The 26,778-nt window shown below is 47.7% G+C and carries 29 protein-coding genes; 17 read left to right on the top strand and 12 right to left on the bottom strand.

The annotated features are described in order from the left end of the window. Window positions 1–47: 47 nt before the first annotated feature. Window positions 48–338: a hypothetical protein gene (locus tag EQU24_RS00250; protein WP_017841431.1), complete on the bottom strand. Its 291-nt coding sequence runs from the start codon at window positions 336–338 to the stop codon at window positions 48–50. Window positions 339–673: 335 nt separating this feature from the next. On the opposite strand from EQU24_RS00250, the gene EQU24_RS00245 reads away from it, so the two are divergent. Further along, window positions 674–1,615 carry a cation diffusion facilitator family transporter gene (locus tag EQU24_RS00245; RefSeq protein ID WP_017841432.1) on the top strand — a complete coding sequence of 314 codons (942 nt, stop codon included), beginning with the start codon at window positions 674–676 and terminating at the stop codon, window positions 1,613–1,615. Between the two features lie 249 nt (window positions 1,616–1,864). Here EQU24_RS00245 and EQU24_RS23415 read toward each other — a convergent pair whose 3' ends face one another. Continuing rightward, window positions 1,865–2,164 (bottom strand): type II toxin-antitoxin system RelE/ParE family toxin, encoded by a 300-nt coding sequence (locus EQU24_RS23415; protein WP_017841433.1) that lies wholly within the window; start codon window positions 2,162–2,164, stop codon window positions 1,865–1,867. 2 nt (window positions 2,165–2,166) lie between these two features. Further along, window positions 2,167–2,388, bottom strand: a complete 222-nt coding sequence (locus EQU24_RS00230; protein ID WP_014146562.1) for a transcriptional regulator — start codon at window positions 2,386–2,388, stop codon at window positions 2,167–2,169. 210 nt (window positions 2,389–2,598) lie between these two features. Between EQU24_RS00230 and EQU24_RS00225 the strand changes: the two genes are divergently transcribed. Continuing rightward, window positions 2,599–2,907, top strand: a complete 309-nt coding sequence (locus EQU24_RS00225) for an HAD hydrolase-like protein (protein WP_017841434.1) — start codon at window positions 2,599–2,601, stop codon at window positions 2,905–2,907. Window positions 2,908–3,370: 463 nt separating this feature from the next. Here the strand turns inward: EQU24_RS00225 and EQU24_RS23410 are convergent, their stop codons facing one another. From EQU24_RS23410 to EQU24_RS00210, 3 genes are all read right to left on the bottom strand, one after another. Then, window positions 3,371–3,598: a type II toxin-antitoxin system HicA family toxin gene (locus EQU24_RS23410; RefSeq protein WP_083877746.1), complete on the bottom strand. Its 228-nt coding sequence runs from the start codon at window positions 3,596–3,598 to the stop codon at window positions 3,371–3,373. Window positions 3,599–3,600: 2 nt separating this feature from the next. Beyond that, window positions 3,601–3,810: a type II toxin-antitoxin system HicB family antitoxin gene (locus EQU24_RS00215; protein WP_017841435.1), complete on the bottom strand. Its 210-nt coding sequence runs from the start codon at window positions 3,808–3,810 to the stop codon at window positions 3,601–3,603. A gap of 199 nt (window positions 3,811–4,009) precedes the next feature. Then, the gene (locus tag EQU24_RS00210) at window positions 4,010–4,939 is read right to left on the bottom strand and encodes a DUF3800 domain-containing protein (RefSeq protein WP_017841436.1); all 930 of its coding nucleotides are present in this window, start codon (window positions 4,937–4,939) and stop codon (window positions 4,010–4,012) included. Between the two features lie 70 nt (window positions 4,940–5,009). On the opposite strand from EQU24_RS00210, the gene tnpC reads away from it, so the two are divergent. Continuing rightward, entirely contained in the window at window positions 5,010–6,590 is a 1,581-nt protein-coding gene (gene tnpC, locus EQU24_RS00205; RefSeq protein WP_244310896.1) for an IS66 family transposase, read from the top strand. Window positions 6,591–6,730: 140 nt separating this feature from the next. Here the strand turns inward: tnpC and EQU24_RS23405 are convergent, their stop codons facing one another. Further along, complete coding sequence (locus EQU24_RS23405) at window positions 6,731–6,919, bottom strand: HNH endonuclease domain-containing protein (protein WP_175421645.1); 189 nt, start codon at window positions 6,917–6,919, stop codon at window positions 6,731–6,733. A 255-nt stretch (window positions 6,920–7,174) separates the two neighbouring features. On the opposite strand from EQU24_RS23405, the gene EQU24_RS00195 reads away from it, so the two are divergent. The 3 genes from EQU24_RS00195 to EQU24_RS00185 all read left to right on the top strand — a co-directional run bounded on the left by EQU24_RS00195 (window position 7,175) and on the right by EQU24_RS00185 (window position 8,971). Continuing rightward, entirely contained in the window at window positions 7,175–8,242 is a 1,068-nt protein-coding gene (locus tag EQU24_RS00195; RefSeq protein WP_235726418.1) for a Druantia anti-phage system protein DruA, read from the top strand. Continuing rightward, window positions 8,233–8,460, top strand: coding sequence for a hypothetical protein (locus tag EQU24_RS00190; protein WP_138767047.1), 228 nt, complete (start codon window positions 8,233–8,235; stop codon window positions 8,458–8,460). The genes EQU24_RS00195 and EQU24_RS00190 overlap by 10 nt, the downstream gene beginning before the upstream one ends. Window positions 8,461–8,638: 178 nt before the next feature. Continuing rightward, window positions 8,639–8,971 carry a hypothetical protein gene (locus tag EQU24_RS00185; protein ID WP_017841440.1) on the top strand — a complete coding sequence of 111 codons (333 nt, stop codon included), beginning with the start codon at window positions 8,639–8,641 and terminating at the stop codon, window positions 8,969–8,971. A gap of 378 nt (window positions 8,972–9,349) precedes the next feature. Here EQU24_RS00185 and EQU24_RS00180 read toward each other — a convergent pair whose 3' ends face one another. Continuing rightward, on the bottom strand, window positions 9,350–10,528 hold the full coding sequence (locus EQU24_RS00180) for an ISAzo13 family transposase (protein WP_138767046.1): 1,179 nt from the start codon (window positions 10,526–10,528) through the stop codon (window positions 9,350–9,352). 317 nt (window positions 10,529–10,845) lie between these two features. On the opposite strand from EQU24_RS00180, the gene EQU24_RS00175 reads away from it, so the two are divergent. The 10 genes from EQU24_RS00175 to EQU24_RS00130 all read left to right on the top strand — a co-directional run bounded on the left by EQU24_RS00175 (window position 10,846) and on the right by EQU24_RS00130 (window position 18,806). Next, on the top strand, window positions 10,846–11,124 hold the full coding sequence (locus tag EQU24_RS00175) for a hypothetical protein (protein WP_017841442.1): 279 nt from the start codon (window positions 10,846–10,848) through the stop codon (window positions 11,122–11,124). A 63-nt stretch (window positions 11,125–11,187) separates the two neighbouring features. Beyond that, window positions 11,188–12,489 (top strand): caspase family protein, encoded by a 1,302-nt coding sequence (locus tag EQU24_RS00170; RefSeq protein WP_017841443.1) that lies wholly within the window; start codon window positions 11,188–11,190, stop codon window positions 12,487–12,489. Window positions 12,490–13,987: 1,498 nt separating this feature from the next. Beyond that, the gene (locus EQU24_RS00165) at window positions 13,988–14,284 is read left to right on the top strand and encodes a hypothetical protein (protein ID WP_017841444.1); all 297 of its coding nucleotides are present in this window, start codon (window positions 13,988–13,990) and stop codon (window positions 14,282–14,284) included. Window positions 14,285–14,400: 116 nt separating this feature from the next. Further along, entirely contained in the window at window positions 14,401–14,697 is a 297-nt protein-coding gene (locus EQU24_RS00160) for a hypothetical protein (RefSeq protein ID WP_017841445.1), read from the top strand. Between the two features lie 72 nt (window positions 14,698–14,769). Continuing rightward, complete coding sequence (locus EQU24_RS00155) at window positions 14,770–15,081, top strand: hypothetical protein (protein ID WP_017841446.1); 312 nt, start codon at window positions 14,770–14,772, stop codon at window positions 15,079–15,081. A 38-nt stretch (window positions 15,082–15,119) separates the two neighbouring features. Next, complete coding sequence (locus tag EQU24_RS00150; protein ID WP_017841447.1) at window positions 15,120–16,661, top strand: DUF4384 domain-containing protein; 1,542 nt, start codon at window positions 15,120–15,122, stop codon at window positions 16,659–16,661. 10 nt (window positions 16,662–16,671) lie between these two features. Beyond that, window positions 16,672–16,974, top strand: coding sequence for a hypothetical protein (locus EQU24_RS00145; RefSeq protein WP_014146553.1), 303 nt, complete (start codon window positions 16,672–16,674; stop codon window positions 16,972–16,974). A gap of 56 nt (window positions 16,975–17,030) precedes the next feature. Next, window positions 17,031–17,621 carry an OmpA family protein gene (locus EQU24_RS00140; protein ID WP_017841448.1) on the top strand — a complete coding sequence of 197 codons (591 nt, stop codon included), beginning with the start codon at window positions 17,031–17,033 and terminating at the stop codon, window positions 17,619–17,621. A gap of 42 nt (window positions 17,622–17,663) precedes the next feature. Next, window positions 17,664–18,437: a head GIN domain-containing protein gene (locus EQU24_RS00135; protein WP_017841449.1), complete on the top strand. Its 774-nt coding sequence runs from the start codon at window positions 17,664–17,666 to the stop codon at window positions 18,435–18,437. Continuing rightward, window positions 18,438–18,806 (top strand): hypothetical protein, encoded by a 369-nt coding sequence (locus EQU24_RS00130; protein ID WP_014146550.1) that lies wholly within the window; start codon window positions 18,438–18,440, stop codon window positions 18,804–18,806. 1,204 nt (window positions 18,807–20,010) lie between these two features. Here the strand turns inward: EQU24_RS00130 and EQU24_RS00125 are convergent. The 4 genes from EQU24_RS00125 to EQU24_RS00110 all read right to left on the bottom strand — a co-directional run bounded on the left by EQU24_RS00125 (window position 20,011) and on the right by EQU24_RS00110 (window position 25,979). After that, on the bottom strand, window positions 20,011–21,333 hold the full coding sequence (locus EQU24_RS00125) for an autotransporter outer membrane beta-barrel domain-containing protein (RefSeq protein ID WP_083877750.1): 1,323 nt from the start codon (window positions 21,331–21,333) through the stop codon (window positions 20,011–20,013). A gap of 198 nt (window positions 21,334–21,531) precedes the next feature. Then, window positions 21,532–23,892 carry a caspase family protein gene (locus tag EQU24_RS22165; RefSeq protein ID WP_017841452.1) on the bottom strand — a complete coding sequence of 787 codons (2,361 nt, stop codon included), beginning with the start codon at window positions 23,890–23,892 and terminating at the stop codon, window positions 21,532–21,534. Window positions 23,893–24,767: 875 nt separating this feature from the next. Beyond that, window positions 24,768–25,556, bottom strand: a complete 789-nt coding sequence (gene speD, locus EQU24_RS00115) for an adenosylmethionine decarboxylase (RefSeq protein WP_017841454.1) — start codon at window positions 25,554–25,556, stop codon at window positions 24,768–24,770. A 6-nt stretch (window positions 25,557–25,562) separates the two neighbouring features. Further along, complete coding sequence (locus tag EQU24_RS00110) at window positions 25,563–25,979, bottom strand: OsmC family protein (RefSeq protein ID WP_017841455.1); 417 nt, start codon at window positions 25,977–25,979, stop codon at window positions 25,563–25,565. A 143-nt stretch (window positions 25,980–26,122) separates the two neighbouring features. Here EQU24_RS00110 and crp point away from each other — a divergent pair, with 143 nt between their 5' ends. Next, on the top strand, window positions 26,123–26,776 hold the full coding sequence (gene crp / locus EQU24_RS00105; protein WP_014146545.1) for a cAMP-activated global transcriptional regulator CRP: 654 nt from the start codon (window positions 26,123–26,125) through the stop codon (window positions 26,774–26,776). Window positions 26,777–26,778 lie beyond the last annotated feature (2 nt).

The raw sequence follows: 26,778 nt of genomic DNA, 5'->3' as shown, positions 1-26,778 counted from the left end.
CGGTGAACCGTTCACGCTAAAATTGTGAACTATTCACCGCTTCTGCTTTAGCGAATGTCGATCGAACCGGTGTTCGCGACGCTGTCCCTGCCGATCGCTTGGGTGTTGGTCAACGTGTTTTTGGACGCGTTGATCACGGTCGATTTTTCGACTTTCGAGCCGACCACGTTGATAGAGCCTGTGCTCGCGGCGCTGTTACGGCCGATCGCTTGCGTATTAGTCAACGTGTTTTTCGATGCATTGATCAAGGTCGATTTTTCGATTTTGGAACCTTCGGCCATTGCCGATCCGCTGAAGACTGCGACCAATGCGACTGCTGCTAATGTATATTTTTTCATGACGTTTTCCTCTGATTATTAATGGATGATGTTGGGTTCAACCGTGCTGTTGAACTTGGGTACAGTATCCCGATTTGGAGAAGAAAACGCGGTGATCGAGTAACGCCGGTTCTGTGATTTATTCACGAACCGGATTCCAATGAATCATTGGTCGTTGTGTTTAATCGATCGGATTGACGAATCATAGAAAAAGTAAATTTATTCTGATCACAGATCTTTCAAATTCAGGTGCGCCGTTACTCGACCCAGGTTGTGATTTAATTGAACCAATGTTTTTTTGAGTGCAAGTCGTAATTTGGAGTTGCTAAACTGCGCATTTTTTCAGGATTGAGAGAATGGCTGCCGAAAAGAAATCATTGGCCCGCTACGGGTGGTTGTCATTCATTGCGGCTATATTGACCATCGGACTGAAGAGTTATGCTTATTGGCTAACCGGTTCGGTGGGCTTGTTGTCCGATGCGCTAGAGTCGTTGATTAATCTGGTCGCTGCGGTGATTGTGTTGATTTCATTGAACATTGCTGCTCGACCACCGGATGAATCCCACTCATACGGCCACGATAAGATCGAGTATTTTTCCAGTGGCGCCGAGGGCATGATGATTTTGCTGGCGGCCGTCAGTATCGCATACACCGCTTGGGAACGCCTGCTGCATCCGGAGCCTTTGCAGCAACTGGATGTCGGTATCGCCATTTCCGTGTTTGCGTCGTTAATCAATCTGGTTGTGGCTAAAATTCTGATTACGGTCGGTCGTAGCCGGCATTCAATTACTTTAGAAGCGGACGGTAAGCATTTGATGACCGACGTGTGGACCACAGTCGGAATTGTCCTAGGTATTGGCTTGATCGCGTTGGGTAATCGGTTTCAGTTGACGCTGGATTTTGCCGAGCAAATAGGGATGCCGGGTTGGGAGATTCTCGATCCGGTGATTGCGATTTTAGTGGCAATCAACATTCTATGGGCAGGATTGCATCTATTGCGCCGCACTATTTCCGGATTGATGGACGCTACGCTACCGGAGGAAGAACTAGCGGAAATTGTAGGGGTATTGGAGCAATTTATCGCTTCGGATCAAATTGCCTACCATGCTTTGCGCACTCGATATGCCGGCGCGCGCCGTTTCATGTCGGTGCATGTGTTAGTGCCGGGGCAATGGTCTGTACAGCAAGGCCATGATTTGCTGGAAACCATAGAACATCGAATCAAAGCTAAATTCGACCATATCGATATAGAAACACACCTGGAACCGATAGAAGATGCGGCTTCGTGGCAGCATTAGGCAAGGAGTGTAGTAAATACCATACATGAGCTTCACCTCTTAGATCATCAAAGGTCTGCTCGACCTGCATGTATTTGATGTCCTCGACATCATTACCCGCCAAGTAAGATGCAATCCTCTGCTCAGCATCAATCCAATATTCTGGTGTCATTTTGCCCCTACTTGCTGACTAAGGGGCGTGCCGCTGAAGAAAGCCAAGAGAAGCCGCCAACGGGCGGCGTGTCCCTTAGACCGTTGTGTTAGGCCAAATTATAGAGATGGCTGGTGCTCTCGGCTTGCGTGCCAAAACGCAAGTACATGAAGGAAACTGCCCTCAGCTTTGTAGTAACTGAAGTACCCTACGCGACTGAGAAAAAGGCGGCGAACGCCAACGGTGCGAGAACCTTTATATTTAGCGCCGATGCCTGGTTGTTCGGCCAACAAAGCCACTGCCTCGCCAAAGTCTGTGGCGATAGCGTTTGGAACGCTGGGGCGGTTTACCGACCACCACTCAGATGCCTTGCGAATCTGGTTTGCTGCTCGTGCGGCGATTCTTATCCGAAGCGCCATGCTCAATTATGCGCGGGAAGAGACTGCAATAGTTCTTCCAAGCTTACATATTCACCACGTTCAATTTCAGCCATGGCCGCAAGTAGTTCGTTTTCTTGGGCCTCAGTAAGTAAAAAGCTTTCGTCAGAACCGCGCGTAACGACGGTTACCACGGCACCCTCGGTAAGAGAGACCCCTTCCAGCACGATTTTTCCGTTGACAACGGTTCCGGTAGCAACTTGCATAATATGAATGATACTCCGAATTGCTCAATTAAGTTGTTTGCATAATGATACCACCACCTTGCTTACCAAACTCAACGCTTCAATCAACCGACGCGTTAGCAGTAGGCTGTTTTGATTTGTTAAACGTTACCACAGCAATTCCCAGTTTGAGCCGTTTCGCCGATTTTAGGGTGTGGGGTATGCCTGTCGAGGAACGCCGTAAACCCATCCATGGGGGCTTGGCGGCAGCTCGAATACGCCAGCGGTCAGCGTGCGACGATCATCGGCAAACCGTCGCCCAATTTTTTCCGTGCGGCGCTGACCGAATTGGAATTGCCGCCCGAACGCGTCGCGATCGTCGGCGACGACATCGATTCCGACATCGGCGGCGGTCAAAATACCGGCCTAATCGGTATTCTGGTGAAGACCGGCAAATACCGCAAAGCCTATGCGAACGCCAGCCGCGTGATGCCGGATTTGATCATTCCGTCGGTCGCTGAGTTGCCGGCTCGATTGCCCATTGAGATCGCCGGTTCTTAACATTCAATTCGGACGCAAGCTTGGCTAAGCTGCGCGCTTCCCTTCCCTCTCGATTTTTGGACTTCCTTGCGCCGGGCCATACTGCAAAGAGCGAATAAAAAAAGCTATGTTAGCATTAATAGTTGAAATTAATACTACGCCAATGTCGAAACTTTAAGACTGTAGGGTACGCTGTGCGTATCGCAGGAAACCCACCCGCTGCTTAATGTGCCTTAAATAACTGGGGTCAGGTTCGGGTTAAATGATACTGAATGCTGAATTGGCCTGCGTTTAATTTTTACCTGACCCCAGTTTTCCTCAGTTTTCCTCAGTTTTCCTTAAGGATTTTGCCAATACCCTTATTCTTCTTTACAGATTCTTTGCGATAGCTTTTTTTTCTTCTACAGCCACCTAACCTCCTAATTTTTTGGCGTAACGTAAAGCTCAGCGGTGTAGCTCTAGCGGAGTCTTCTGGTGCGTTGGTTTAGACTAGAAATTTAAGTAACTCTCCAACTGTCATGCCAATATCCTTAGCGATTTGCCGAAGTAAAACTGGCGAGATATCACGTCCTGCATGAAATGGCACTGTTGTGCATCTACCGTCAGGATGACGGAATTGTTTATGTGAGCCGCGTTGCCGGATTTCTGTAAATCCTAATATTTCAAGCAAAGCCACAACTTCGCGAGGTTTAAGAACTGGTATGTTTCCCATGCTTAAGCAACAACTACATTTTGAGTTCCAACAAACTCGGCTTCCAGTATTGGCTCGCCATCCTCAAGTAACATTTCAATGACTTCCCGAAGATTTTGATTAAGCTCATCCAATGATTCCGCTTGGCTATGTGCACCTGTAAATCCAGGAATGAAGCCCACGTATAATCCGGTATCGCGACATTTTTCAATAATAGCCGTGTAATTTTTCATATTGATCTAACCTCTTTGAATATCAATTGGAATCCAAGCCGAATTTCCCTCACTTGGATTTTATGAACAGAATTTCGTCATGTAATCAGTCGGATTTATATCATTATCGCTAGTTTTCAAATCATCAAACATTAAGTGTTCCAGATCTAGCGGCCCAATAGCTCCAAATACGAAGCGCTCAATTCCGGCGTCTTTAAGCTTATTCGCAAATTGAATTTTTATTACGAAAGAATGCCGAATAATAATATCGTGTGGCCCCTGCCATAAGGTCGGCGACTTGAAGAGCAGGATATTGTCTTGAGTTTCCAGAGCGAAATTCTTTAACTTTTAAAGGAACCGTAAATTTCCTTTGACCATAGCCCACTTCTTCAGGAGGAATCGAACTATCCATCATTTTCATAAAAATGGGTTGCGACGCTGTAATGGGTTTTGATTCGTCATAGATAATGATAGGCGCTTCATCTAGCTGTTTTTCCCATTCAGTTAAATGACAAAAGAACAGACTAATGGCGGGGTCTATAGCGTATTTTTTGTCAATGCCGTTGAGAATATCATCTATAACACGCTCCGCATAAATGTAATGAGCAAGCATGGATTTATGCTTCTCATCTGTGCAGTTATCGTATAGCACTTTAGCGCTATTAAAAAACTTACTTTTAAATTCGCTGGATTGATTTCTGACCATCTCAACAAAACTGGCCAGAAAGTCATCAAATTGTTGTTCGCCACAAAAATGTGGTGTCAAATACCAATGTAAATTGGCTAATACAATATTGCCGCTATTTTTATAAATATCGATTCCATCCCTACGCATAAGCGTTTCTTCTATGCTATCAACAAGTTGAGTAATTACATTGAAACGCTTATGTACAATCATCGTTTTTACACATTTTTCAGAGTGCATTTGCGAATTAACAAAATCCAATATTTTTCTACGTCCTGCTTCACTGCTTTGAAGACTACTGAATTTCGCTTCGGATGCTTGATGGGATGAAACTAAGTGTAAAAGCTCTGAACATTCATCTGGATTGTAATCTACCGAGGCAAGCGTAAATATCGGTTGATTAGCATCTAATAAATGAGAACCGGTATTATGTGACTCATCGAAGAAAATTATTGGTGTTGTCATTGGGTAATCGTTTAGCCCCCCATCACTAAAAAAGTAGCATCTCCCGTTAAAACATGAAAAGCTATAGGACATGACGTTGAGCGACCGAGACCTTAGCCAAATGGACACGGACTATCTGGATGATTTGCCGGAGGGTGAGTTGCGTCCATTGAGTAAGCAACTGTTGGCGGATCTCAAAGAAGCCCGAGAACGACTCAAACAATCCCCGGATACGAGTTCGCGTCCGCCGTCATCCCGGGAGCCTTGGCAATCGAATCAATCCAGCGCCGAACCGTCGGAAGAAGCGCCGGCAACGGACGACTTGTCGGCACTGGATTCGTCTGAGTCTTCGTCAGATGACTTACCTAGCCAGGACTCGGCAACACCTCCGGCGGCGACCGGTGATAGCGGAAAGCCTAAAAAAGCCGGGCGCCAAGTCGGTAGCCCAGGCTATAGCCGCAACCTGACCTTACCGGTGACACGGACAATTGAGCATCGCCCGGATTGCTGCGCCGCGTGTGGGCAATCGTTTGCCGACAACACCGACTATCGACCCTGGAACGCCCGGTTCGAACTGGAGCTTGAAGTCGGCAACGCCGAATCGCCGAAATTACAAATCGAACATAGCCGACATGACTACTTCTCGGCGACCTGTCCCTGCGGTCATCAAACCCTTGCCGAGCCCGGGCGAGGCGCCGACGAAGACGGCTGGAGCGTAGCCCTGAGCGAATGGCATCTGTGCGGCCCCCGGCTGGTCAGTTTTCTGGTCTATCTCTCATTGTCCCTACGGGCATCGCGCCGCAGAATCCAAGCCTATTTGCGCGATTGGCTGGGAATCTACCTCAGCACCAGCACCATTAATCAATGCATTCATGAAGCGGGACGTGCCGTTGCGCCGGTCGTCGACGAGCAGTTGATCGCGGAACTCAAGGCCGCCGGCCTCTTACATATCGATGAAACACCCTGGAAAGAAGCCGGGCAGTTATTTTGGCTCTGGGTCTTTGTCAGCGCACAGACGGTGATTTATCAAGTGGGCAAACGCCATCGTCTCGTCGTGAACCAGCTCTTAGGGGAAGCGTTTTGCGGCTTACTGATGACCGACGGCTACAGCGTCTATCGCATCTTTCCTAGGCGCTTGCGCTGTTGGGCGCACTTGGTGCGCAAGGCCCGAGCACTGTATCAGTGCCTGGATAGCGAAGGACAAGCTTTCGGCGAAGCCTTGTTATTGGCCATGATCCTGTTGATGCGCAACATCCACCGACTCCGCGAATCGCCGCCGGATGCCGAATCCTTATGGGCGCAGAATCAACAGTTGCTGACCTTGCTGCGCTCGCTCTGCGAGACGCACCGAGACATCGCGCATGTTGACAGCCGACAATTAGCCGGCGAATTTCTCAACGATTGGGAGGCCATCGTGCGCGTGGTCGAAACGCCGGCGCATCCATTGACCAACAACGTGGCGGAACGCAGTTTGCGGCACTGGGTATTGCTGCGCAAAATCACCTTCGGTTCGCGGACGGCACAAGGCAGTCGCGTGGTTGCCTTGCTGGCGAGCGTGATTGATACCGCGCGTTTGAGAGACCTGAATCCTTGGGAGTTTATTGCTCAAACACTGGCCGAACGCCGTAAAAACCAACCCGTCCCTCGTTTGCCTATGCCGGTTTTGGCGTGATAGGAACAGGGGGGGGGCTAAACGATTACGTCATTGGATATATCATGGGGAAGAGATGCCTGGTTTTAACTCACCAGATTGAAGCTTAGCGATTTTTCTTTTAATTCCTAAAATTCTGACAAAAAAATAGTTTTATCTTTTTACAACAACCGAATAAATTCATCTGCTGGCTTATCATTTTTCATGGAATTTGCGTCATAGCATGGCGCGACAATGTTTTTGTAAGAGTTGTTTCCAAAACCTACTTGCGGAATGACGTGATCTAGATAGCAATTTTGGGTGGTTATCTTGCGGCCAGTATAGAAACAACGACGCTTCTCTCGAGCCAATATACTACCGAGGGGCCACCGGTCTCTCGTTACGGTCAATTGGCAATCACTGAATCGTTATTCGGCATCGTACAAATGCAGAAAAACAATCGTCTTTTGCATTTCTCTATTTACCCTCTGTGTCTGGATAGTTCCCACGGCGGAACAGTTCTCTATAATTTTACATTACGAATCAATGAAATATAACTAATCCTGGACAAACTTACATTTTTCAGATATAAAGCATCCTGACATTCTATGTTTGGGATACAGGCTTTGAACCTTCAAGAGATCATCGTACAGCCAGCTCAGTCGGAAGAGCGGGAACGTTTTCAGTCATTAATGAAGGCACACCACTATCTGGGCGCTTTACCAAAGATCGGACATACCTTGTGGTATGTCGCCAGCTATCATAATCAATGGCTGGCACTCATCAGCTTTTCCGCCGCAGCCTGGAAATGTGCTGCGCGTGATCAGTGGATTGGTTGGAGCTATCGGGTTCAATATGATCGCCTTCACCTGATTGCTAACAATAGTCGCTTTTTGATTCTCCCCGAGCACCATTATCCTAACCTTGCGTCCCGGGTTCTTTCCTTATGTGAACGGCGAATTTCTCAGGATTGGCAGCAACGCTTCGGTTACCCCTTATTATTGCTAGAAACTTTCGTTGATCCTCAGTTGTTTCATGGCACGATTTATCGTGCTTCTAACTGGGTGCATGTCGGCGATACCCGTGGTTACCGTCGGATTCGCCAAGGCTATAGCCCTAGCGCTCAACAGCCCAAGCAGGTTTTTGTTAGACCCTTGGAAAAGCGCGCTCAAACTCACTTGTCGCAACCTATGCTTAGCCCCTGTTATGGCTATGGAGCACCAAAAATCATGCTAACCGCCGATCAAATGCGCACTTTACCAGAGTTCTTTCTTGATATTCCTGACCCGCGGCGTAAGCAGGGACAGCGTCATTCTCTGCCGTGTATTCTGGCTCTTGCCACAGCTGCCGTGCTCTGTGGAATGGAAGGCTATAAAGCGATTGGCAGCTGGGCGGATGACTTAGGCCAAAAAGCGCGAGCCCGTTTTGGCTGTCGCAAACGCAATGGGCGTTATCAGGTACCCAGTCGCACCACCTTTAGAGAAACCTTAATTAGCGTCGATCCCGCACAACTCGATCTTGCGCTGCAAGGCTGGAACGAACAATTCGCCGAAGCCGACGAAGGCTTGGCCGTCGACGGTAAAAACCTGCGTAACGCGATTGATGAAGACGGTCGTCAAACACACATCCTGGGCGTCGTCGGGCATCAGACGGGACGCTGCCACACTCAAAAAAAGTCGGTGCTTTGCCTGTAGAGGGAAGCGATGAACTCAAACAGACCAACGAAATTGGGATGTTCATCCCTGTTATTGATACCTTGGCGGATATTGCCGATAAAACGATCACTGGCGACGCCCTTTTAACACAGCGTAAACTGGCGCACTATCTGGTCGAAGACCGGCAGGCCCATTATGTATTTACCGCCAAAGACAACCAACCCACAGTCGCCCAGGATATTTCGCCTGGCCTTTGAAAATCGCCAAGCGCCTGACTATAGCGAGCCCTACACCTTAACGCATGGTCGTATTGAGTCACGCTCTATTTGGACGTCTACGCTCCTGAACGACTACCTTGATTTCCCTTTCGTCGGGCAAATATTTGCCATACAACGCCACACCATCGACAAAAAAAGCGGCCAAGAAACCTTTGAGATGGCTTACGGCCTAACCAGTCATTCGCCGATGAGCGCCAATGCCGAACAAGTGCTCAAGTTCAATAGAGATCATTGGGGCGTTGAGAGTCATCATTACCTACTGGATTGGAATTGGAATGAAGATCGTTGCAGGATAAGCAAAGGCCATGGACCTGAAAACATAACCTGTCTGCGCAGATTTGCCGCAGGGTTGATTAAGTCCATGAGTAAAGACAGTGTGGCAGCCACTATCGAAAAGCTGGCGCGTAATGTACGACGGGTATTCGATTACCTACGCATGACAGAGAATTCGAGAAAGGTTATATTGCGACACCAAAGTCAAGATGTTTAGAACGGTTTCGCCGTGGCCGTGGGATAGTTCCACTTGACCTTGACGTAAACAATGAGGCTGAAATTTCGAATATTTGATAAATCTGCAAAATTCCTTTTGAAAACCTCCACTAGCCTTTCGATAACTCAATTCAAACCCGAATTGTTAGCTTCTTAATGACTCTATGGGCCATGATGCGGAAAAATCTCTTTTTGAAACGAATCGAGGAATTTCCCAGCAATTCCCAATTTAAAACCCTGATAAAATAAGGGGCACTTAAAACTAATCAATCGCAACATTAATAAAGCCATCGGTAGATACAAATGGACTTGGAAATAATTGACTTGATACGTCGCACCTTCGAAGACTTAGGAACGAGCACGAAATAACTTGAGCAACTTATAAAATTACCGCTTCAGGCATGGCGACATAATTCCATTGCCTCAGATGCTTATCAAATACAATTCGCATGGATTCTTTAAAGCCCTCCACAACTTTTCTGCCCGTTTCATAAACCTTGTTAAAAATACAGGCAAAGACATTTAATCCCGCTTTTGTTGTTGTCTTTTCAATTAACTCTTTCATAAAGACATGGCTGATTAAAATCATGCCGGATAATTCACGAGTAATATGAGGAAATACCCGGTGCTCGATGGGATTCCATTTAGAGGTGTACGGAGGATAATGCGCTATCCGTATTTCAATGCCTATTTCTGCCACTAATGCCTGCAAATCCTGTTTGAAAATATAGTGTCTGGATGAGTTACTGCCACCGCCATCCATCAGCAATAAAATGGATGTTGCCAGCGGATAGTAGAGGTTGCCATAGGTGTACCACCAGTGACGAATCGAATCACAGGAAAACTCGCTGGTGTCACGGCTTGTCCCAATGTTGACGTAGGCTTCGTTGCGCTCAGTATCATAAAGCGTATGAGGTACGGCAACGCCTTCGGCTAATGACGGAAAGTCATGATCATAAACTTCAACTGTTTGAGTGGTATAGATCTTGCCATCGCGAAACAGATTACCAATCAGCTCCTTTTTCTTGGTATCCACGCTGATGACAGGATTTCCCGCCGCCGTATATAAAGCTCTCAATTGACTGATATTCTCAAATTGCGCATTACGATTTACATGCCCGCCAGCCGCTTTCTTTTTCAAGGCCTTACGCTTCACATAATCATTCTTTTTTAATAATTTTCTGACAATATTGCGACTGACTTTGAAACCCTTTTCAGCCAATAGACAGGCCATTTTGGCACACGTCAAATTAGTCCATTTTTTCGTTTCATCCATCGGGTCGCCTGCCGTATGCTCTTTTAAAATAGACAGAAACGCGTCATTAATATCCGTGTGTTTTTTAATAGTTTGTTTTCGACCTCCGCCCGCTTTTCTATCTCGTTTTTTGGGGATAATTGCCTTCTCTTTCAGTTCATTTATCCCTCGTCGGATGGTATTGCGAGAACAGGAAAACAGCTGAGCAATATAGCTGATGCCGCCATAAGGAAATTTTAATGCTTCAACCCCCGCATACAAACGCTTATCTTTTTCGGATAGACGGTCGAACACTTCTTGCATTTGTTTTTCAATTTCTATTGGGTAAGCAGGCTTCACTATAAGTTTTGGGGTAATGTTTTAGGTTCGTTAACTTTACCGCATTGCAACGACTACTTGCTCAAGTTATTTCGTGCTCATTCCTTACCGGACTCCCGTAAACCCGGCAACAATCGGAAATACAGGATAGAAGATGCCGTTCTGAGCGCCTTCTCGGTGTTCTTCACGCAAAGCCCGTCTTTTCTGGATTATCAGCGACGGATGGAAAAACTCCACAATCGAAATAACGCACAATCGATTTTTGGTGTTCATCAAATTCCTTCGACCAGCAAATCGGCAACTTGCTGGATCCCATTGCATCGGAAACACTCTATCCGGTGTTGGCCGAAGTAGGTGACAGATTGTACACACAAGGTTGCCTGAAGCCGTTCGTGAGTGTTGGCGGTACCCTATTGGTAGCGCTGGACGGCACCGATTCCTTCAGTTCGGAAAAAATTTCCTGTCCATGCTGTACCCAACAAACGCTGAAAAACGGTCAGATCTTATACCATCACACGCTGGTGACACCGGTCATTGTTGCTCCCGGACAAATTTCAAATGACCCCATGAACCATAAATAAAAATCGCCGCTATAATCCTGTAAGAACATGTGCTTTTTCTAGTCGTCTTTATACCGTAACACTATGAAAAATATAACTTATAACTCAATCATCATTGCGGTTTGCTTATCGTTGTCGGCATGCGCGCCGAAACGTTACTATACCGACAACAACATAACGACCCGCCCCCTCGCTTCAGGAACAAGTACCCAAACCCGCGTATCGGCAGCGGTTGAGGAATGGCGAAATAGCGGCGTCAAGGTTTCGGCTGGGCAGAATTATCGGGTTTCCGCTAAAGGACAATGGCGGACTTATCCGACCTGCAATTTTACCGGCCCCGACGGCATCGGTTTATACAAGGCGTGGTGCGATAATTCGCCGCTATTCCCTCCGATTATCGATGGTTACAGTCATTCGACTCTAATCGCCAAAATCGGCGAACAGGGAAAGCCTTTCGTAGTCGGTTCGGACGTCACGTTTACGGCATCCGAAAACGGCCCCTTAATGTTCAGAACTAACGACGTAATCAACGGCAACCACGACAACGAAGGTTATGTCGATGTCGAAATTGCCTTTGCCGATTCTAATCCTGCAATCGCATCACCAAATCCCGCAATGATCACCCTGCCGCCCGGGACCCAACAATTGTCGGCGTCATTGCCCACAGTGCAACCCATGTCGAACGCCGCCATTGATGCTATCGGCACGATACCGCTGCGCCGTACCGCTTTGCTCATCGGCAATAGCGCCTATGCCTTCAGCCCGTTAAAGAACCCGGTCAACGATGCCAAAGCCATGGCCGACTCTTTGAGCCGTTTAGGGTTTGAGGTCACGTTACTGCTTGATGGAAATCAGGAGCAAATGGAAGCGGCGATCGATAAATTCGGCCGGCAAATGAGTGCGGGTAAATTAGTCGGTTTATTCTATTTCGCCGGCCACGGCGTTCAGGTCGACGGATCGAATTACTTGATTCCTACCGATGCGGTCATCAAAAGGCAGTCCGATGTCCGCTATAAAGCGGTCAATATCGGACAAGTTTTGGGGGCCATGGAAGGCGAAGATAATTTACAAATCGTGATTTTGGATGCCTGCCGAGACAATCCGTTGCCGCGCAGTTTCAGGAATGCCGGCCGAGGCCTAGCCAAAATCGACGGTCCGAAAGGCACCATTATCGGCTTTGCAACCAGCCCCGGTTCGGTTGCCGCCGACGGCGAAGACGACAACGGAATCTATACCAAGCATTTGCTCAACCATATGCAAGTTCCCGGCCTCACGATAGAAGAAGTTTTCAAACGCGTCTTGCAAGGCGTCAATCAAGAAACCGGCGGCCAACAAATCCCCTGGATGGAATCGTCGTTTACCGGCAACTTTTTGTTTATACCGTAACGTTCATGAAGGCCTAGCCATCGCCCCGGCAAATGAAAGTTCTCTGGTGGCGGAGGGTGCGGTCACTCGCCCGACAGGACGCCGTGAATACGTCCATGTAGGCTCGACGGCGGCTCCCTGCCGCCGACGCCTGTCGATCGAGCAACCGCACCCTCTCTGGAACCGGTATTGCCAGCACAGAGCTTTGTATATCGAAAAATTAGATAAAGTGTCCAAATCTACGAACTTTCACAGTAATAAATCGTGACAACAACAAAAATGACGCCTATTCTTGACAAACCCGCTCAATTATTGTTGCATGCAATTTGATGGTTTTAATACTTCTCTTTTTATTCTTAAGGCCATACGTAAATATTTAGTCCCCCTCTTTGAAAAAGACGACTGAATGGATGCAGGAGGTAGGGCTCCAACAGGGAGGCGCTTTAGGCGACGCTGGGCAGAAAAAAGCTCCTGCATTTTCTGCATTCTTGACATCCTTGTCACTCAGCAGTTGCCGAGGGGTTAGGGGAGATTATTTAAATAAATCCCCCTTTTTCAAAGGGGGAGAAAATCATCGTGGCCATCCTTATTTTTTAACTCGACACGTCATACTGTCTTTGTACCAGTAATGAGACGTCACAAAAATAAGTAACGGCAGGGAGTCGCTATTTTTGCGAAAGATTTTTCCGGGCATCCTGCTTGAAAAATCAGCAAAAATTACGCGACTGCTAATGCCTTCGGCGGCCCCGATTCGCCCTGCGTCCGTGCCACTACGCCACATCCTCGTATACTCGATGCGGCTCCGTAGCACTCCCACAAATGGCTTTACGCCGTGTCGCGATGCCTTGTATTTTGCCTCCGCCTGCGCTATTCGCGCAGACTCCGGCAAAGCACCCGGCGCTACGGCTATCGGGGACTAAAAATCTTCACTTCGCTAGTGCTCCGTTTCCAAGATTTTCAGCGCTTGCATTAAGGCTCTATGCGCCTCAAAAGCTTGCCATCCATGGCACTGGATTCCGCCAGTCCATGGCGGAATGACGGGTTTCCGTTAACTTAATGGCAGTACCGTATCCAGACGGAAAAAGAAGAAAGATTGCCGGCAATTTCCCGCTGGTCACTAAATCACAAATCGCAAGCGCGCCAAGATTTTTCGCGAAAGCTGAAATGGGGTCCGTCCGATTTCAGCAGCGAAAAATTACTTGGCGATTATTGCCTTCGGCGGCCCCGATTCGCCCTGCGTCCGTGCCACTACGCCACATCATCGTAAACTCGATGCGGCTCCGTAGCACTCCCACAAATGGCTTTACGCCGTGTCGCGATGCCTTGTATTTTGCCTCCGCCTGCGCTATTCGCGCAGACTCCGGCAAAACACCCGGCGCTACGGCTATCGGGGACTAAAAATCTTCACTTCGCTGGCGCTCCGTTTCCAAGATTTTCAGCGAATGTGTATGCTTCACATCGTAATTTCTCAGGGATGGTTACACTGACCTCGAACTTTAAAACCACTCGGAGAAACCCCATGAAAACATTATCTATTTCACTGCTTGCATTGGCTTTGACTGCCGCCGCTTCGTCTTCCGCATTCGCCGAAGGTTCGAAAATCGAAAAATCCACGTTGATCAATGCGTCTAAAAATACCTTGACCAATACCCAAGCCATCGGCCGCAATTCTTTGGCCAATACCGGTTCAATCAGTATCGAAGGTTCTAAGGTCGAAAAATCGACTGTGATCAATGCGTCGAAAAATACACTGGCTAATACTCAGGCGATCGGCAGAGACAGCTCGGCCAACACCGGTTCGGTCGATATCAAGTAACGAATTCAAGCTTCGGATGTGAATAGATCACATTTATTCCGTGATTGCTTCACGCCGATAAACCCGAGGCCCGGTTACACTGACCTCGAACTTTAAAACCACCCAGGAGAAACCACATGAAAACATTATCGACTTCACTGCTTGCATTGGCTTTGACTGCCGCCGTTTCATCTTCCGCATTCGCCGAAGGTTCGAAAATCGAAAAGTCAACATTGATCAATGCGTCCAAAAATACCTTGACCAATACCCAAGCCATCGGCCGCAATTCTTCGGCCAATACCGGCTCGATCAGCGTCGAAAGTTCTAAGGTCGAAAAATCGACTGTGATCAACGCATCGAAAAATACTCTGACCAATACTCAGGCGATCGGCAGAGATAGCTCGGCCAACACCGGTTCGATCGATATCAAGTAAACCTTAACCCTTAAGGGAAACCGGTCCGATTATTCTATCCGTCCGGTTTCTCTCATAACGAGGAAGACGGCTATGTCACTCATTCGATTGTGTACTTTTTTACTCTTAATAGGATTGCCCGTTACGCCGCTTCTAGCCAACGATTTAGACGACGGCATCGGCATCGATGAAGACATCAACGACAACATACAGCTCCGTCCCAATATCGATTTTATTAAACGCAATGCCCTGGCAAAAGCGCGACGCAAAACCGATCAAAATTCCGGTTGCGGCGGAACCGGCAATCAAACCTTCGGTCCGGGCGCCAATTTGCAAAATGCCACCATTATCAACCTATCGGATAACAGACGCGCCAATTCGGTCTGCATCGAGCGAAGACGATAAGCATCCGGATGCCAAATTTTTAGAAACGAGGTCGTGTTATGAACAACTATAAACTCACTAGCGGTTTTCGCATCATTGGCTTGCCGCTCTTGCTCGTAGGCTGCGGTTTGAATCCGCAGAGTGCCGATATCGGACTCAACGAGACACTACCCGAAGCCAAGACCACAATCTATCAAAGCGCGGTTAACCGTTTAGGTTTGATGACCGAAATCTATAGTAACGAACCCGTCAAAATCATGGCCAAGGAAGTTTTCGACAATACCGGAACGTCCGTGGCAACAAGCGGTGAAATTCCGCGCGACATTACCGAGATGGTAAAAAGCACCCTGAACGGGATAGGCGGCAATGTGCTCTATATTCCTTACGAACCCGAATTCATGCTCAACACCGCGCAAACCGGTTATAGCGGCTATGAAGACAAGATCCTGCCGCAGGTCATTTTATCGGGCGGTATCACCGAGTTCGATCGAGGCTTGGTCACACAAGGCGACTCCTTCGATGTCGATATCGAGGTGAAGGAATACGGGCTCAATTTTACCGATCAAAATAAGTCCTCACTGGCCAGCGTCACGTTGGATTTCAATATGATCGATTTCAAAACGTTTACCGGCATTCCCAGAATACAGGCGATCAACGGCATCAAACTACATAAGGCGACCAAAGAGGACAGCATCGGTTTTACGATCAAAAGCGTCACGTTCGGCGCAAAAGGCGAAATCAAAAAAGTACAAGGCAGGCACGCGGCCGTCCGTTTGCTGGTTCAATTGAATATGATTCAATTGATCGGACGCTATCAAAAATTACCCTATTGGCGTTTGATACCCGGCGTCGAACCCGACGATGTCGTGATAGATCAAGTCCTAGCCGATTATTATTCGTTTACCCGTTCGGAACAAATAGCCAAGGTTCAGGAATTACTCTATCTGCATGGCTTCAGCGTGCAACCTACCGGTCAGATGGACGGCGCGACTCAAAGTGCATTACAAAATTTTGTTCAAAAACACGGCCTACCGGGAACCGATTTGAATCAAGAGCTTTATCTTGCCTTGTATGAAAACGTTCCTTTGAATCATGCCACCCGACAACTGCGAAAAAATCTGAAAGGACAGGGAAGCTTCCATTATGCCGCTCATGAGCCGATGACTTATAGCCCGCCGGCGCCCGCCCCGGCTCCGCAAACTTTTATCGACGCTTCGCCTACTCCCGGCTCGTTATCGCTTAGAACCAACAAATCCGAATACCGTATCGGCGAACCGATGCAAATCGATTTCACGGTCAGCGAACCGATGTACGTCCGCATCGTTCTGATCAATTCGGAAGGCAAAATCGACACGGTTTTCCCGAATATCTATCAACCCGATAATTATTGCTTACCTGGAAAAACCTACAGCATCCCCTCACCCGGCGCTGATTTCACTATCGATGTCTCGGGCCCGACCGGCACCGATAAACTCAGGGCTATAGCCTCTAAAAATCCGATTCCGGCCGAAGCATTGTATTTCACCAACGACGGTCAATTCGACGAATCCAGAATAGCGGCCAATTCGGTTAAAGCCGCACTCGACTATGTCATTCGATAAGGTGAGTATTATGAAAAAATTAACATTAATCTTACTTACCGGCCTGATTTTACAAGCCTGCGAAAATGCTCCGGTCAGACGCGAGGAAATGATTTCCGAACATCCGGAGTGGGACAAGGAAATGGTCGAAGTCATCAAAGCCGGCTATTTGGTTAAAGGCATGGATCAAGACCAAGTCAAAGCGGCTTGGGGAAGGCCTTGCTGGAGCTGTACAGGCACCACTTCCGGAGATTGGGGCGAAGCCTGGGAATATTCCACGCAAGTGGTATTTTTCGACAAAAACGGCAAAGTTACCCGTTGGGAACAAAAATAAACCAACCGTTTCAATGAGATGAAACTAAGACTATTGAAATTTATGAGGTTACTAACATGAAACTACATCACTCTATCACCGCCGCCAGCGGTGCCCTTTTGCTGGCTTTATACACCCTTAATACTCAAGCCGAACAAGTACGCATGTACGATGCTCCGCCAAGCGCCGAGGAAATGGGCAAAGTTCTGTTCGGAGGACAAACGAACGACACTCCGGGAACCATGAAAATGCGTTCTATCAATTTCCAACCCAAAAGGAATGAGCGAGCCGACGATTTCGCCACCGCCGAACGTGTCGAAGCGGAAAAAACCAGTATCGGTTTGCCGATTAAATTCGCCTATAACTCGGATGAAATTTTGCCCGAATCGCTTCCATTCTTGGAAGAAGTCGGAAAAATGATGACGATGTCCGATTTTGCCGACAAGCGCTTGATCATCGAAGGCCACACCGATGCGGTCGGGTCGGCCTCTTATAATCTGGATTTATCCAGACGCAGAGCTCAAGCCGTAAGAAATTATCTAGCGCGTAACTACGGCGTTTCCTCGAACCGGCTTACCACCAAAGGGCTCGGAAAATCCAAACCCTTGCCGGGCCGCGACCCGTTCGATGCGGTCAACCGCAGAGTTCAGTTTTATAGCGCGAATTAACAACGCGGCTTTTTTATACGATTCGTCATCAGGAAACACGCTATGACAACGCAAGGAATACAAACACCCGATTTCCGGCCCGGAAAACGGGCCGGCCGCCGATCTCTCACTATCGGTCTGAGCTTAAGCCTATCCGTTTTATTACCCTTACCGTCCGATGCTATTGCAGGCCAAGCGACGACCGGCAAAATCATCATCGACGGTGTCGTTTACGACGGCAGCGATGCGCGTATAGAACAAGGCTCCGGAGTTTTAGGCAAGGAACGCCGCGACGTCGGTCCGTTCCGGGCTATCCATGTTGCCGCCGGGATCGATATTAACTATCGTAACGGCCCGGCGCAAAGTATCGAGATCATCGGCGACCGAAACTTGATTCCTATTATCGAAACATCGGTTAGCGGCGGCCTATTAACGATCGCCGGACGTAAAAGTTATCAACAACATTTACCGCTGACTGTCGAAATTACGAGCCCCCGTCTGGACACCCTTGCTCTGCATGGCGCCGGCGATATTCGTCTAACCGCTCTCAGGCAAGAGTCGTTGGCTCTGACTCTCAACGGAAGCGGCAATGTGATCGCCGACGGACAGATCGACCGTTTCAGCGTGACCGTCAATGGCGCCGGCGATATCGATGCACAAAAACTTTTCAGTCAACAGGCCGATATCAAATTATCGGGTTCCGGCAATATTACAGTTACTGCACAGGAAACATTAAAAGCCTATCTGATCGGTAGCGGCGACATTACTTACTACGGACGTCCGGCACTCATCGAAAAACGCATAATCGGCAGCGGCGATCTGCAACCGGGAGATTAAATGAAACTCACATGGCGCGGCGCTTGGATCATTCTTGCCGGTTCCCTCCTGATACTCGCGAACGGTTCTGCACAAACCAATCAATTGGCGGGGATCACATTCAACGAATCGGAATCGCCGACAATCAAACCAAAAGCGATGACTAAGCCGGAACTCAAGACTAAAAAAGATCAATGGCATGAGTTGCACGGTAGTTTGAATAACCGGTATGTTTTTTTGATAGTGAAAAAAACCGGAGCTAGAGACGTCACCGGCTATTTATTCGACGGCAAAGGCAACAAAAAATACATTTACGGCGAATGGTTCAACCGAAATTTACAGGTGTACGATCAATCCAACAAGCTGTTGAATATTATTCTGTATCCTTAGATTTATACCCATCGCACTTCAAATTTCGGCATTGACGCATGGAGGCGCCGGGGTGTTCGGCAAAGGCTTTGACAGCAAGGATGCTGTCACAGAGCCTACATGGACGTATTCACGGCGTCCTTTGACGGACACCCCGGCGCCGAAATTTGACCAGCAAAGGGTATAATCATTTATTTTGCATTGATATTCTTTAATTTTTCCTACGACCTCTCTAAGAATTTCGTAACAAAAACTTCCCGATTATTCAACTTTCCTTCGCTACGCGTACCTTCATGCCGTTAACAGCAACTCCCAATTTGAAGATAAAAAAGGTGCGAGGGTATATTTGGCGATGATATCGGCGGCAGGGTAGATTTTTGCTCCATGCAAAATCTGCATTCACGCCATCCTTGGCATTCGAACCGCCGTCAAGCCCCCATAGATGGGTTTAGGCGTTCCTCGACAGGCATACTCCGCCCCTGAATAAAAGGCGAACTTTCTCAAACTGGAATCTTGATACCGTTAAGCACCGAATAATCCTTACCCAGATCAAACCATAAGGGCTTGTCTTAGCATTGGCGGGGTTACCATGGCATAAGCGCCAACTTAAGGAAGGAACGCGTCATTCCGCCAGGGATTGGCGGAATCCAGGGCCACGGATGGCAATGCGTAGCACCACTTCCATGCAACATGGGTATCGACAAGCCATACCGATATGACGAATAAAGCCATAAACGCACCATAGAATAGGCACTAAGTTGGCGCTTATGGTTACCATGGTACGCATAGCGTACCCTACGGGGGCATATAGCTAACAAGCGCGCCAAGATTTTTCGCGAAAGCTGAAATGGGGTCCGTCCGATTTCAGCAGCGAAAAATTACTTGGCGATTATTGCCTTCGGCGGCCCCGATTCGCCCTGCGTCCGTGCCACTACGCCACATCATCGTATACTCGATGCGGCTCCGTAGCACTCCCACAAATGGCTTTACGCCGTGTCGCGATGCCTTGTATTTTGCCTCCGCCTGCCCTATTCGCGCAGACTCCGGCAAAACACCCGGCGCTACGGCTATCGGGGACTAAAAATCTTCACTTCGCTAACGCTCCGTTTCCACGATTTTCAGCGTGCGACCTTGATACCGTTTATTGTCGCCTAGCGCGTAACCCGTATGCAGCAGAGTGGAATTGGAATGCGGGAAAGACGTGGCTTCGATCTTCTCTGTCTGATTAAAACGGAACTTGTACTCTCACTCCCCCCGAAAAGTTATGGTTGTTGACGAAGGAATGTGCTTGTACCGTATCGTAATTGACGAATGCCGAAATACCGTGCATGAACTGAGCGGAAACTCCCGCACTCATCACAATGTAGTCTCGGTCCGGTCTATCGGTGCGGATATTGAACCGTGTTTGCGTCGAGTCTTGGATAAAAAATGCTTGAATATTTCGTTGATCGTTTTTGAATTCGTGAATATATTCGGCTCTGGCCATCGGCACGATTATGGCCCAAGGCAGGCTTATCACATAATTGAGCTGTAAACCGGCTGCAGTCTGCATTGAATCGAAATCCTGTTCGTCGACATGCAACGCCCAACCAGCACCGCCCCGTTCATTCAGCGCATCCACTTGGCTGCTCGTGTAGTCGACACGAACTTGTGGAGTAATCGTTAGACCGCTGACGTTGAAATTATAACCGGTATTCATCGACACGTTAAACTCGCGGCCGGAGTTATCGCCTAGAGCATTGGTATTGATAGTCTCAGCGGGAACCGAATATTGAATGCGCCTTCTGGTCGCGTAATCGATGTGGCTACCGCTGAATATGCCGTCGATGAAAAAACCGTCTTCGGTATAAAACGAGGCGTATACCGCGCCGGTATAGTTATCGGCCTCCATTTCGCCAAGATTATTCCTATATCTCGACGTCGCATTGTTATAACCAAACGCCATACCCATCAGGAAGTTATCGGTAAACCGGTAGTCCATACCGACGGTTCCTCCATGCGTATCGAGATTATAGCCGGCTTCGTTCGCCGTAGTGCGACGGTCGCCAAAACCGATATTGCCGTTAACGAACACTCCGAGCCGCTCATAGCTATCGCCGCCGGCTGCTCCTTTGTTCTGATAATCTCCCCAATTGGCCAATTGGTTGGACGACGCCGGATTGCCGTTACTGTCGAGCATCAGGCCGCTAATGTTCAAGCCTCCGCCTTGCCTACCGCTTCGTATCGCACTGATGCGGTTACTGAGAAAACCGAACTGAGTGCTGTTCATTTCCAGCGACATCGACTTTTGTGCTGCAGTTTGCTCGGACGTTACTCGTGTCATGATTCCGCTGGGAAAACCCACTTGTGCGACGTTATTACACCGAGCCTGCAATTCGCTTCCGAGACGACCATCATTCGGAGGGCAAATTGCAATAATAGTGTTCCTGACAAAATCCCGGTTATCTTCGGTCGCATATGTATCGTGACTCATTATTCCAACTAATAAAGGCGCCGTACATAACGCCAACCCTTTAGAGTCTCGTATTAGATTTTTACTTTTTTTCATTACTCCCCCTACGATTTAATTGCTAAAAAAGCCTGAATTATTATATTTTTAATGTTATTTAACAGAGGCTTATCTATTATATTTAAGGTTATTTTTTTTATTATTTAGTGGAAATTTAATGCTTATGCCATGCATCAAGGCTCGTTTCGATTAAGCAATACACCTACTTTTAATCCTTGATTACTAAAAAATCAAAAACTATTTCGGCACAAAGAAAAACTCCCCTGACTCATGCCCCGCATGATTAACCGGCGCGTATTGCGGAACTTGCTCGATACCGTAACGGGCTGCTATCGCTACGATATTGGCCGATACATTCCGGTACAATTCCTGGCCTTCGAGCAAAGAATCGTTGCGATCCAATGCCTTGATGAAGGAGGCTGCGAATACCGAATGCTCGCCTCCGCCGCCATCCATCACCGGTTTCAATCCGCCCGAAGTCATTACGGTCCGGGACCGGGCTTTGAGCATCGCTTTCAGCCATTCGGATTTCTTTTCGGGACTCATGCCGGCATCTAAACGCGCCAGTGAAGAACGGGTCATCGCACCTGAGTAACAAGAATCGGCAACGACCATAACGTGTTTTGCGGACATTGCATTTAAAATATCGGTGATCGAAATGGTCGAAATCCAATTTGCGTTATTGTCGGCTTCGGCATCGACCGGCAACCAATGCCCGCGCATGTTGACTTGATCCAACTCGCCATGGCCGGCATAGTAGATCAGTAAATTATCTTTTTCGGTCAGCTTGGCCCGCATTTCATTCATCGCCGACAAAATTTGATAACGGTTTGCGTCGATCAATACCTTGGTCTTGAAACCGTATTTTTCGCGAAGAACCCGGTCGACCGCTCGCGCATCGTTGACCGGCGTATCGAGAGACGGAATTTTCTGATAACGATTGTTTCCGATGATTAGTGCATGATAATGGCCGAAATCCAAATCTTTCCATGGGCTGACAGTCTGCAAGCGGGTAATGTCTTCTTTACCGCGTTGACTATCGCTTATCGGGCCTTCCAAGGTCATTTTGAATTCGAGGCTTTCGCGTGCGCCGTTGTTATCGACCGCGACAATTCTGACCGGCGTTTCCTGAGCAGTAATGGCGATGCTGCTGTTAAAAAGGCCCCGTTCGTCGAGACGGCTTTTTACATCGTTGATCAATACCGACAACATACCCGCCGGCGAACTAGCCTTACCGATGATTTCCCGTTCTTTGACTGCAGAGCGCAACGTTACGGTCGGCACTCCGCGCATCCGGACGAAAGGCGGATCGATAATTTCGATCACAGGTTTTTGCGCCGCTGCCACGGTCACCGAAGACTTTTGTAATTGCTGGATTTCTTGTTCGTATCTTTTCTTGTCGGCTTCGAGGCTTGCAATCTGATCGGCCATGAGCCGTTCACGGTTTTCTTTTTCTTGTAAGTCCTTTTGAATTTTCTGCAGGGCATCCTGGTGTTTTCGTTCGATTGTGTCCAATTGCTGCGTATCGCCGGCCGTCGGAGTGGCAGACACGGGACTCTTGGCCGACAACAATTCTTGCTCGGTTTTTGCTAATTGCGCCTCGGCGTTAACTAATTTAAGCTGGATTTCGCCGGCTTCGGTCGTCTGTCTTTTGAGTTGGCTATAGATTTGATTGGCCCGGTTTTCGGTTTCCTGCAATTTACTGTTGAGTTGGTCGACTTCTTGACGATACTGCTTTTCAAGATTGCCGACCTGAGCCGCGTAAGACGATAATTCCCGTTCCGCATCTTGCAATTTCCTTTTTAAATCGGCGATGGCCGCATTGTCGCCTCGGCCGATAGCCGCATCTAATTTCGACTGGGTATTGTTGCGCTCGTCTAAGTAGCGTTGCAGTTTTTGTTGGCTTTCCTGTAATTGGCGCTGCGTTTTCGCGAGTTCGCCCGATAAGCGTCTTGCCTCATTGCGGCTGTTGTTGAGCTCGGCTTTGAGCCATTTGATTTCCTCCAACAAGCCTTCATCCGGCGAGGTCTGTAGAGTTGCCGCATAGGGAAGATCTTTATCGTCGAGTCCCGAGGCTTTCTGGTACCATTCCATAGCAGCGGCGGAGTCCTGCTCGACACCAAGCCCCTTTTCATAGAGATAACCGAGACTTAATTGCGCTCGCTTGTTGCTCTGCTCGGCCGCCCTTTTAAACCATAACGCCGCGCTTTGATAATCCGGCTGCGTTCCAAGCCCTTTTTGAAAAATTTCCCCGACATAGGCCTGAGCTTCGGCATCTCCCTCTTGAGCGGCAGGGAGCCATAAGTTCAAAGCGGTCGCATAATTCGAACGATCGAATGCGACATAATCGCCGCCCCGAATTTCGCAGTCCAGCGCGGTGGTCTTGATCGGAATCTTGGCCGTTAAAAAGGTCATCATCCGGCCCATTCTTCTAATTTGCCCGGGCAGGAGACAATCGACGATATAAAGTTTATCGGCATCGCGCATCTGTTCCACTTTCGCAAAATCCGCCGCGCGCTCCTTGACCCCGGCGGAATCTGCCGTACAAGCGGCCAACACTACGATTGTCATTGAAGCTAATAAGGGAAACGGTTTCATAGTTTAAGCCGAATCAAAATTATCAATATAACGTGAACATAAAATTCAGATCTTCTCAGGGTTCTTTAGATTATCTTTAGCCATACCTAATAGTCATGGCTATTAAGTTCAGTTTGGGTTCCTACAGAGAACTATGAAAACCGGGCTCCAACCACAAAGCGATGTTAAGACAAAACACATTACCGACAAATATTCATTATAAATATTGGGATTTTGCGCGCATTTTCACAAAAAATAATATTAGTACTAATTTTTAAATCATGCTAGAAACAAAATAGCCGATCAGTTCAGACAAACCTCATATAAAATCAGTCCACTCAACGGTATTAGTACGCTCGACTTAAAACGGCAAAGCGATAAGTTTCAAAATTTGGGAAAATTTTTTAGGGAAAATTCGGCAATCGATGCGGAAAGCTTATTGGAGAGAGAAGGGGAAAAGACATAAGCGCCAAATTAGCGCTTATTTATGGTGTGTATATGCGGCTTAATTCGTCATCTCGGCTGAACTAATCCATGGATGAAGCTACGGCCATCCCTAGCACTGAATTACGCCAATCCCGGGCGGGGAATAACGCGTTTTTTCCTAAAGTTGTCGAAATGGGAAAACAGGGAGTTCAGACCATCCTTGGTCACAATGTCAAAAGCAATAAGAGAATGGATAGCTCAAATACAACCTATCCGAGCAAAAATTTATTCACTATTAACTGCTAACTATACCCATCGCAGATCAAAATTCGGCGCCGGGGTGTCCGTCAAAGGACGCCGTGAATACATCCCTGTAGGCTCTATGCCAGCTCCATGCTGGCAAAGCCTTTGCCGCACACCCCGGCGCCTCCTCAGGTACTGCCGAAATTTGAAGCGCGAAAGGTATAAAATTAAGCATAGTTTCTACCATAAAATATTTCAGCCATTTCCTGCTGCAATTGCTCTTGTATTGCTTCCTTTTCTTCTTCGCTGAACGCGCTTTCTTTTTCGAACAAATAATTTTCCAACTCGGTTTCTTTCAACATCATCTTGGTATGGAAAAGATGCTCTTGATAGACATTAACGTCGATCATCTGATATTTTTCGCGCGTATCTTCCGAGATATATTTTTGAATCGACGTAATATTATGATCGATATAATGCTTTTGCCCCGATACATCTCGTGTAAAGCCACGGACTTTATAGTCCATGATCACAATATCGGATTCAAAACTATGAATCAGATAATTTAATGCTTTCAACGGCGAAATTTGACCGCAAGTCGATACATCGATATCGGCACGGAATGTACTGATCTCGGTATCGGGATGACATTCCGGATAGGTATGTACAGTGATATGGCTCTTGTCCAAATGCGCTAGCACGGTTTCGGGCAGCGGCCCTGGCGATTCGCTGTTGAGCTGCTCGGCATCGACTTCATTGTCCATGCCTTCGGAAATCAACATCGTGACACTTGCACCTTGCGGATCGTAATCTTGGTGCGCGATATTAAGGATGTTTGCGCCGATAATTTCGGCAACATCTTTTAATATTTGTGTGAGGCGATCGGCATTATAGGCTTCATCGATATAATCGATATAAGCTTGCTTCTGTTCCGCAGGCGTATAACAAACATCGTAAATATTAAAGCTAAGCGACTTCGTTAGATTGTTAAAGCCGTGTAATTTTATTTTTTTCAAAATTTATTAAACCTCGATCACTTCAAAATCGTGGGTAATTTCTGCCGTCTTACCCAGCATGATGGATGCGGAACAATATTTTTCCGCCGATAATTTTATCGCGCGTTCTACAGCATTCGCTTTAAGTTCACGTCCGGTTACGACAAAATGTAAATGAATTTTTGTGAATACGCTGGGTATCGATTCCGCACGTTCCGCCGCTAATTCGACACGACAATCGACGATGTCGTTTCTGCCTTTCCTCAAAATGTCCACGACATCGAAAGACGAGCAACCGCCTAATCCGAGCAAAATCATTTCCATCGGCCGCGCCCCCATGTTACGTCCGCCATGGTCTGGTGAACCGTCCATGACTACAGCATGTCCGCTACCGGTTTCGCCAACAAACATCACACCGTCAACCCATTTAACTTTCGCTTCCATCTGTCTATACCGACTCAATAAAAGTGGCATAGATTACCACACCAGGCTAAATTTAAAAGATTATCATTGTTGATTTTTTTACAAAAATGCGGCACTGTTAGCGGAATTTTTTTTACAACATAGTTAGAGGATGATTAGTTGTTATGACCCCTAGTAAGCTAAACCCGGCATATAGAGATGCATTGGAGCCTTTTTTACACTTGTGCCATACCAAGTCCTACCCGGCTAAAACCACCATCATACGTCCCGGCGATACCGGTGACCGTCTCTATTTTATTATCGAAGGCTCTGTCAGTATCGGTGTCGAAGACGAAGATGGTCGTGAATTGATCCTTGCTTATTTAAACAAACACGACTTTATCGGCGAAATCGGTGTATTTAAGCCGACCGACACTCGAGAAGTCAGTGTTAATACACGAACGCCCTGCAAATTGGCGGAAATCGGTTATGAAAGGCTAAAACAAGCCTTAAAAAAAGAATTGCTGGAATATGCCCCCGAAATCCTGTCCATGCTCGGCGAACAATTAGCGTCTCGCCTTTTGATCACCAGCCGTAAATTTCGCGATCTAGCCTTCATGGATGTGGAAGGCCGTATCGCTCGCACCCTTCTCGACCTAGCAAAAGAACCGGATGCCGTTACTCACCCGGACGGCATGCAGCTGCGCATCACCCGCCAAGAAATCGGCCGGATTGTCGGTTGTTCTCGGGAAATGGCCGGAAGAGTGCTCAAAGAACTTGAAGATAAAGGTTTGATTACCGCCCACGGCAAAACCATCGTCGTTTTCGGCACCCGTTGAAG

It is taken from the genome of Methylotuvimicrobium buryatense (assembly GCF_005931095.1).
GTDB lineage: Bacteria > Pseudomonadota > Gammaproteobacteria > Methylococcales > Methylomonadaceae > Methylotuvimicrobium > Methylotuvimicrobium buryatense.
This window is presented reverse-complemented; position numbering and strand designations above follow the sequence as displayed.

Bases quoted from the DNA above. Each gene is read 5' to 3' on its own strand.
- EQU24_RS00250 (WP_017841431.1), bottom strand. From the start codon at position 338: ATGAAAAAATATACATTAGCAGCAGTCGCATTGGTCGCAGTCTTCAGC.
- EQU24_RS00245 (WP_017841432.1), top strand. From the start codon at position 674: ATGGCTGCCGAAAAGAAATCATTGGCCCGCTACGGGTGGTTGTCATTC.
- EQU24_RS23415 (WP_017841433.1), bottom strand. From the start codon at position 2,164: ATGGCGCTTCGGATAAGAATCGCCGCACGAGCAGCAAACCAGATTCGC.
- EQU24_RS00230 (WP_014146562.1), bottom strand. From the start codon at position 2,388: ATGCAAGTTGCTACCGGAACCGTTGTCAACGGAAAAATCGTGCTGGAA.
- EQU24_RS00225 (WP_017841434.1), top strand. From the start codon at position 2,599: ATGGGGGCTTGGCGGCAGCTCGAATACGCCAGCGGTCAGCGTGCGACG.
- EQU24_RS23410 (WP_083877746.1), bottom strand. From the start codon at position 3,598: ATGGGAAACATACCAGTTCTTAAACCTCGCGAAGTTGTGGCTTTGCTT.
- EQU24_RS00215 (WP_017841435.1), bottom strand. From the start codon at position 3,810: ATGAAAAATTACACGGCTATTATTGAAAAATGTCGCGATACCGGATTA.
- EQU24_RS00210 (WP_017841436.1), bottom strand. From the start codon at position 4,939: ATGACAACACCAATAATTTTCTTCGATGAGTCACATAATACCGGTTCT.
- tnpC (WP_244310896.1), top strand. From the start codon at position 5,010: ATGACGTTGAGCGACCGAGACCTTAGCCAAATGGACACGGACTATCTG.
- EQU24_RS00185 (WP_017841440.1), top strand. From the start codon at position 8,639: ATGGCTTACGGCCTAACCAGTCATTCGCCGATGAGCGCCAATGCCGAA.
- EQU24_RS00180 (WP_138767046.1), bottom strand. From the start codon at position 10,528: ATGCAAGAAGTGTTCGACCGTCTATCCGAAAAAGATAAGCGTTTGTAT.
- EQU24_RS00170 (WP_017841443.1), top strand. From the start codon at position 11,188: ATGAAAAATATAACTTATAACTCAATCATCATTGCGGTTTGCTTATCG.
- EQU24_RS00165 (WP_017841444.1), top strand. From the start codon at position 13,988: ATGAAAACATTATCTATTTCACTGCTTGCATTGGCTTTGACTGCCGCC.
- EQU24_RS00160 (WP_017841445.1), top strand. From the start codon at position 14,401: ATGAAAACATTATCGACTTCACTGCTTGCATTGGCTTTGACTGCCGCC.
- EQU24_RS00155 (WP_017841446.1), top strand. From the start codon at position 14,770: ATGTCACTCATTCGATTGTGTACTTTTTTACTCTTAATAGGATTGCCC.
- EQU24_RS00150 (WP_017841447.1), top strand. From the start codon at position 15,120: ATGAACAACTATAAACTCACTAGCGGTTTTCGCATCATTGGCTTGCCG.
- EQU24_RS00145 (WP_014146553.1), top strand. From the start codon at position 16,672: ATGAAAAAATTAACATTAATCTTACTTACCGGCCTGATTTTACAAGCC.
- EQU24_RS00140 (WP_017841448.1), top strand. From the start codon at position 17,031: ATGAAACTACATCACTCTATCACCGCCGCCAGCGGTGCCCTTTTGCTG.
- EQU24_RS00135 (WP_017841449.1), top strand. From the start codon at position 17,664: ATGACAACGCAAGGAATACAAACACCCGATTTCCGGCCCGGAAAACGG.
- EQU24_RS00130 (WP_014146550.1), top strand. From the start codon at position 18,438: ATGAAACTCACATGGCGCGGCGCTTGGATCATTCTTGCCGGTTCCCTC.
- EQU24_RS00125 (WP_083877750.1), bottom strand. From the start codon at position 21,333: ATGAAAAAAAGTAAAAATCTAATACGAGACTCTAAAGGGTTGGCGTTA.
- EQU24_RS22165 (WP_017841452.1), bottom strand. From the start codon at position 23,892: ATGAAACCGTTTCCCTTATTAGCTTCAATGACAATCGTAGTGTTGGCC.
- EQU24_RS00110 (WP_017841455.1), bottom strand. From the start codon at position 25,979: ATGGAAGCGAAAGTTAAATGGGTTGACGGTGTGATGTTTGTTGGCGAA.
- crp (WP_014146545.1), top strand. From the start codon at position 26,123: ATGACCCCTAGTAAGCTAAACCCGGCATATAGAGATGCATTGGAGCCT.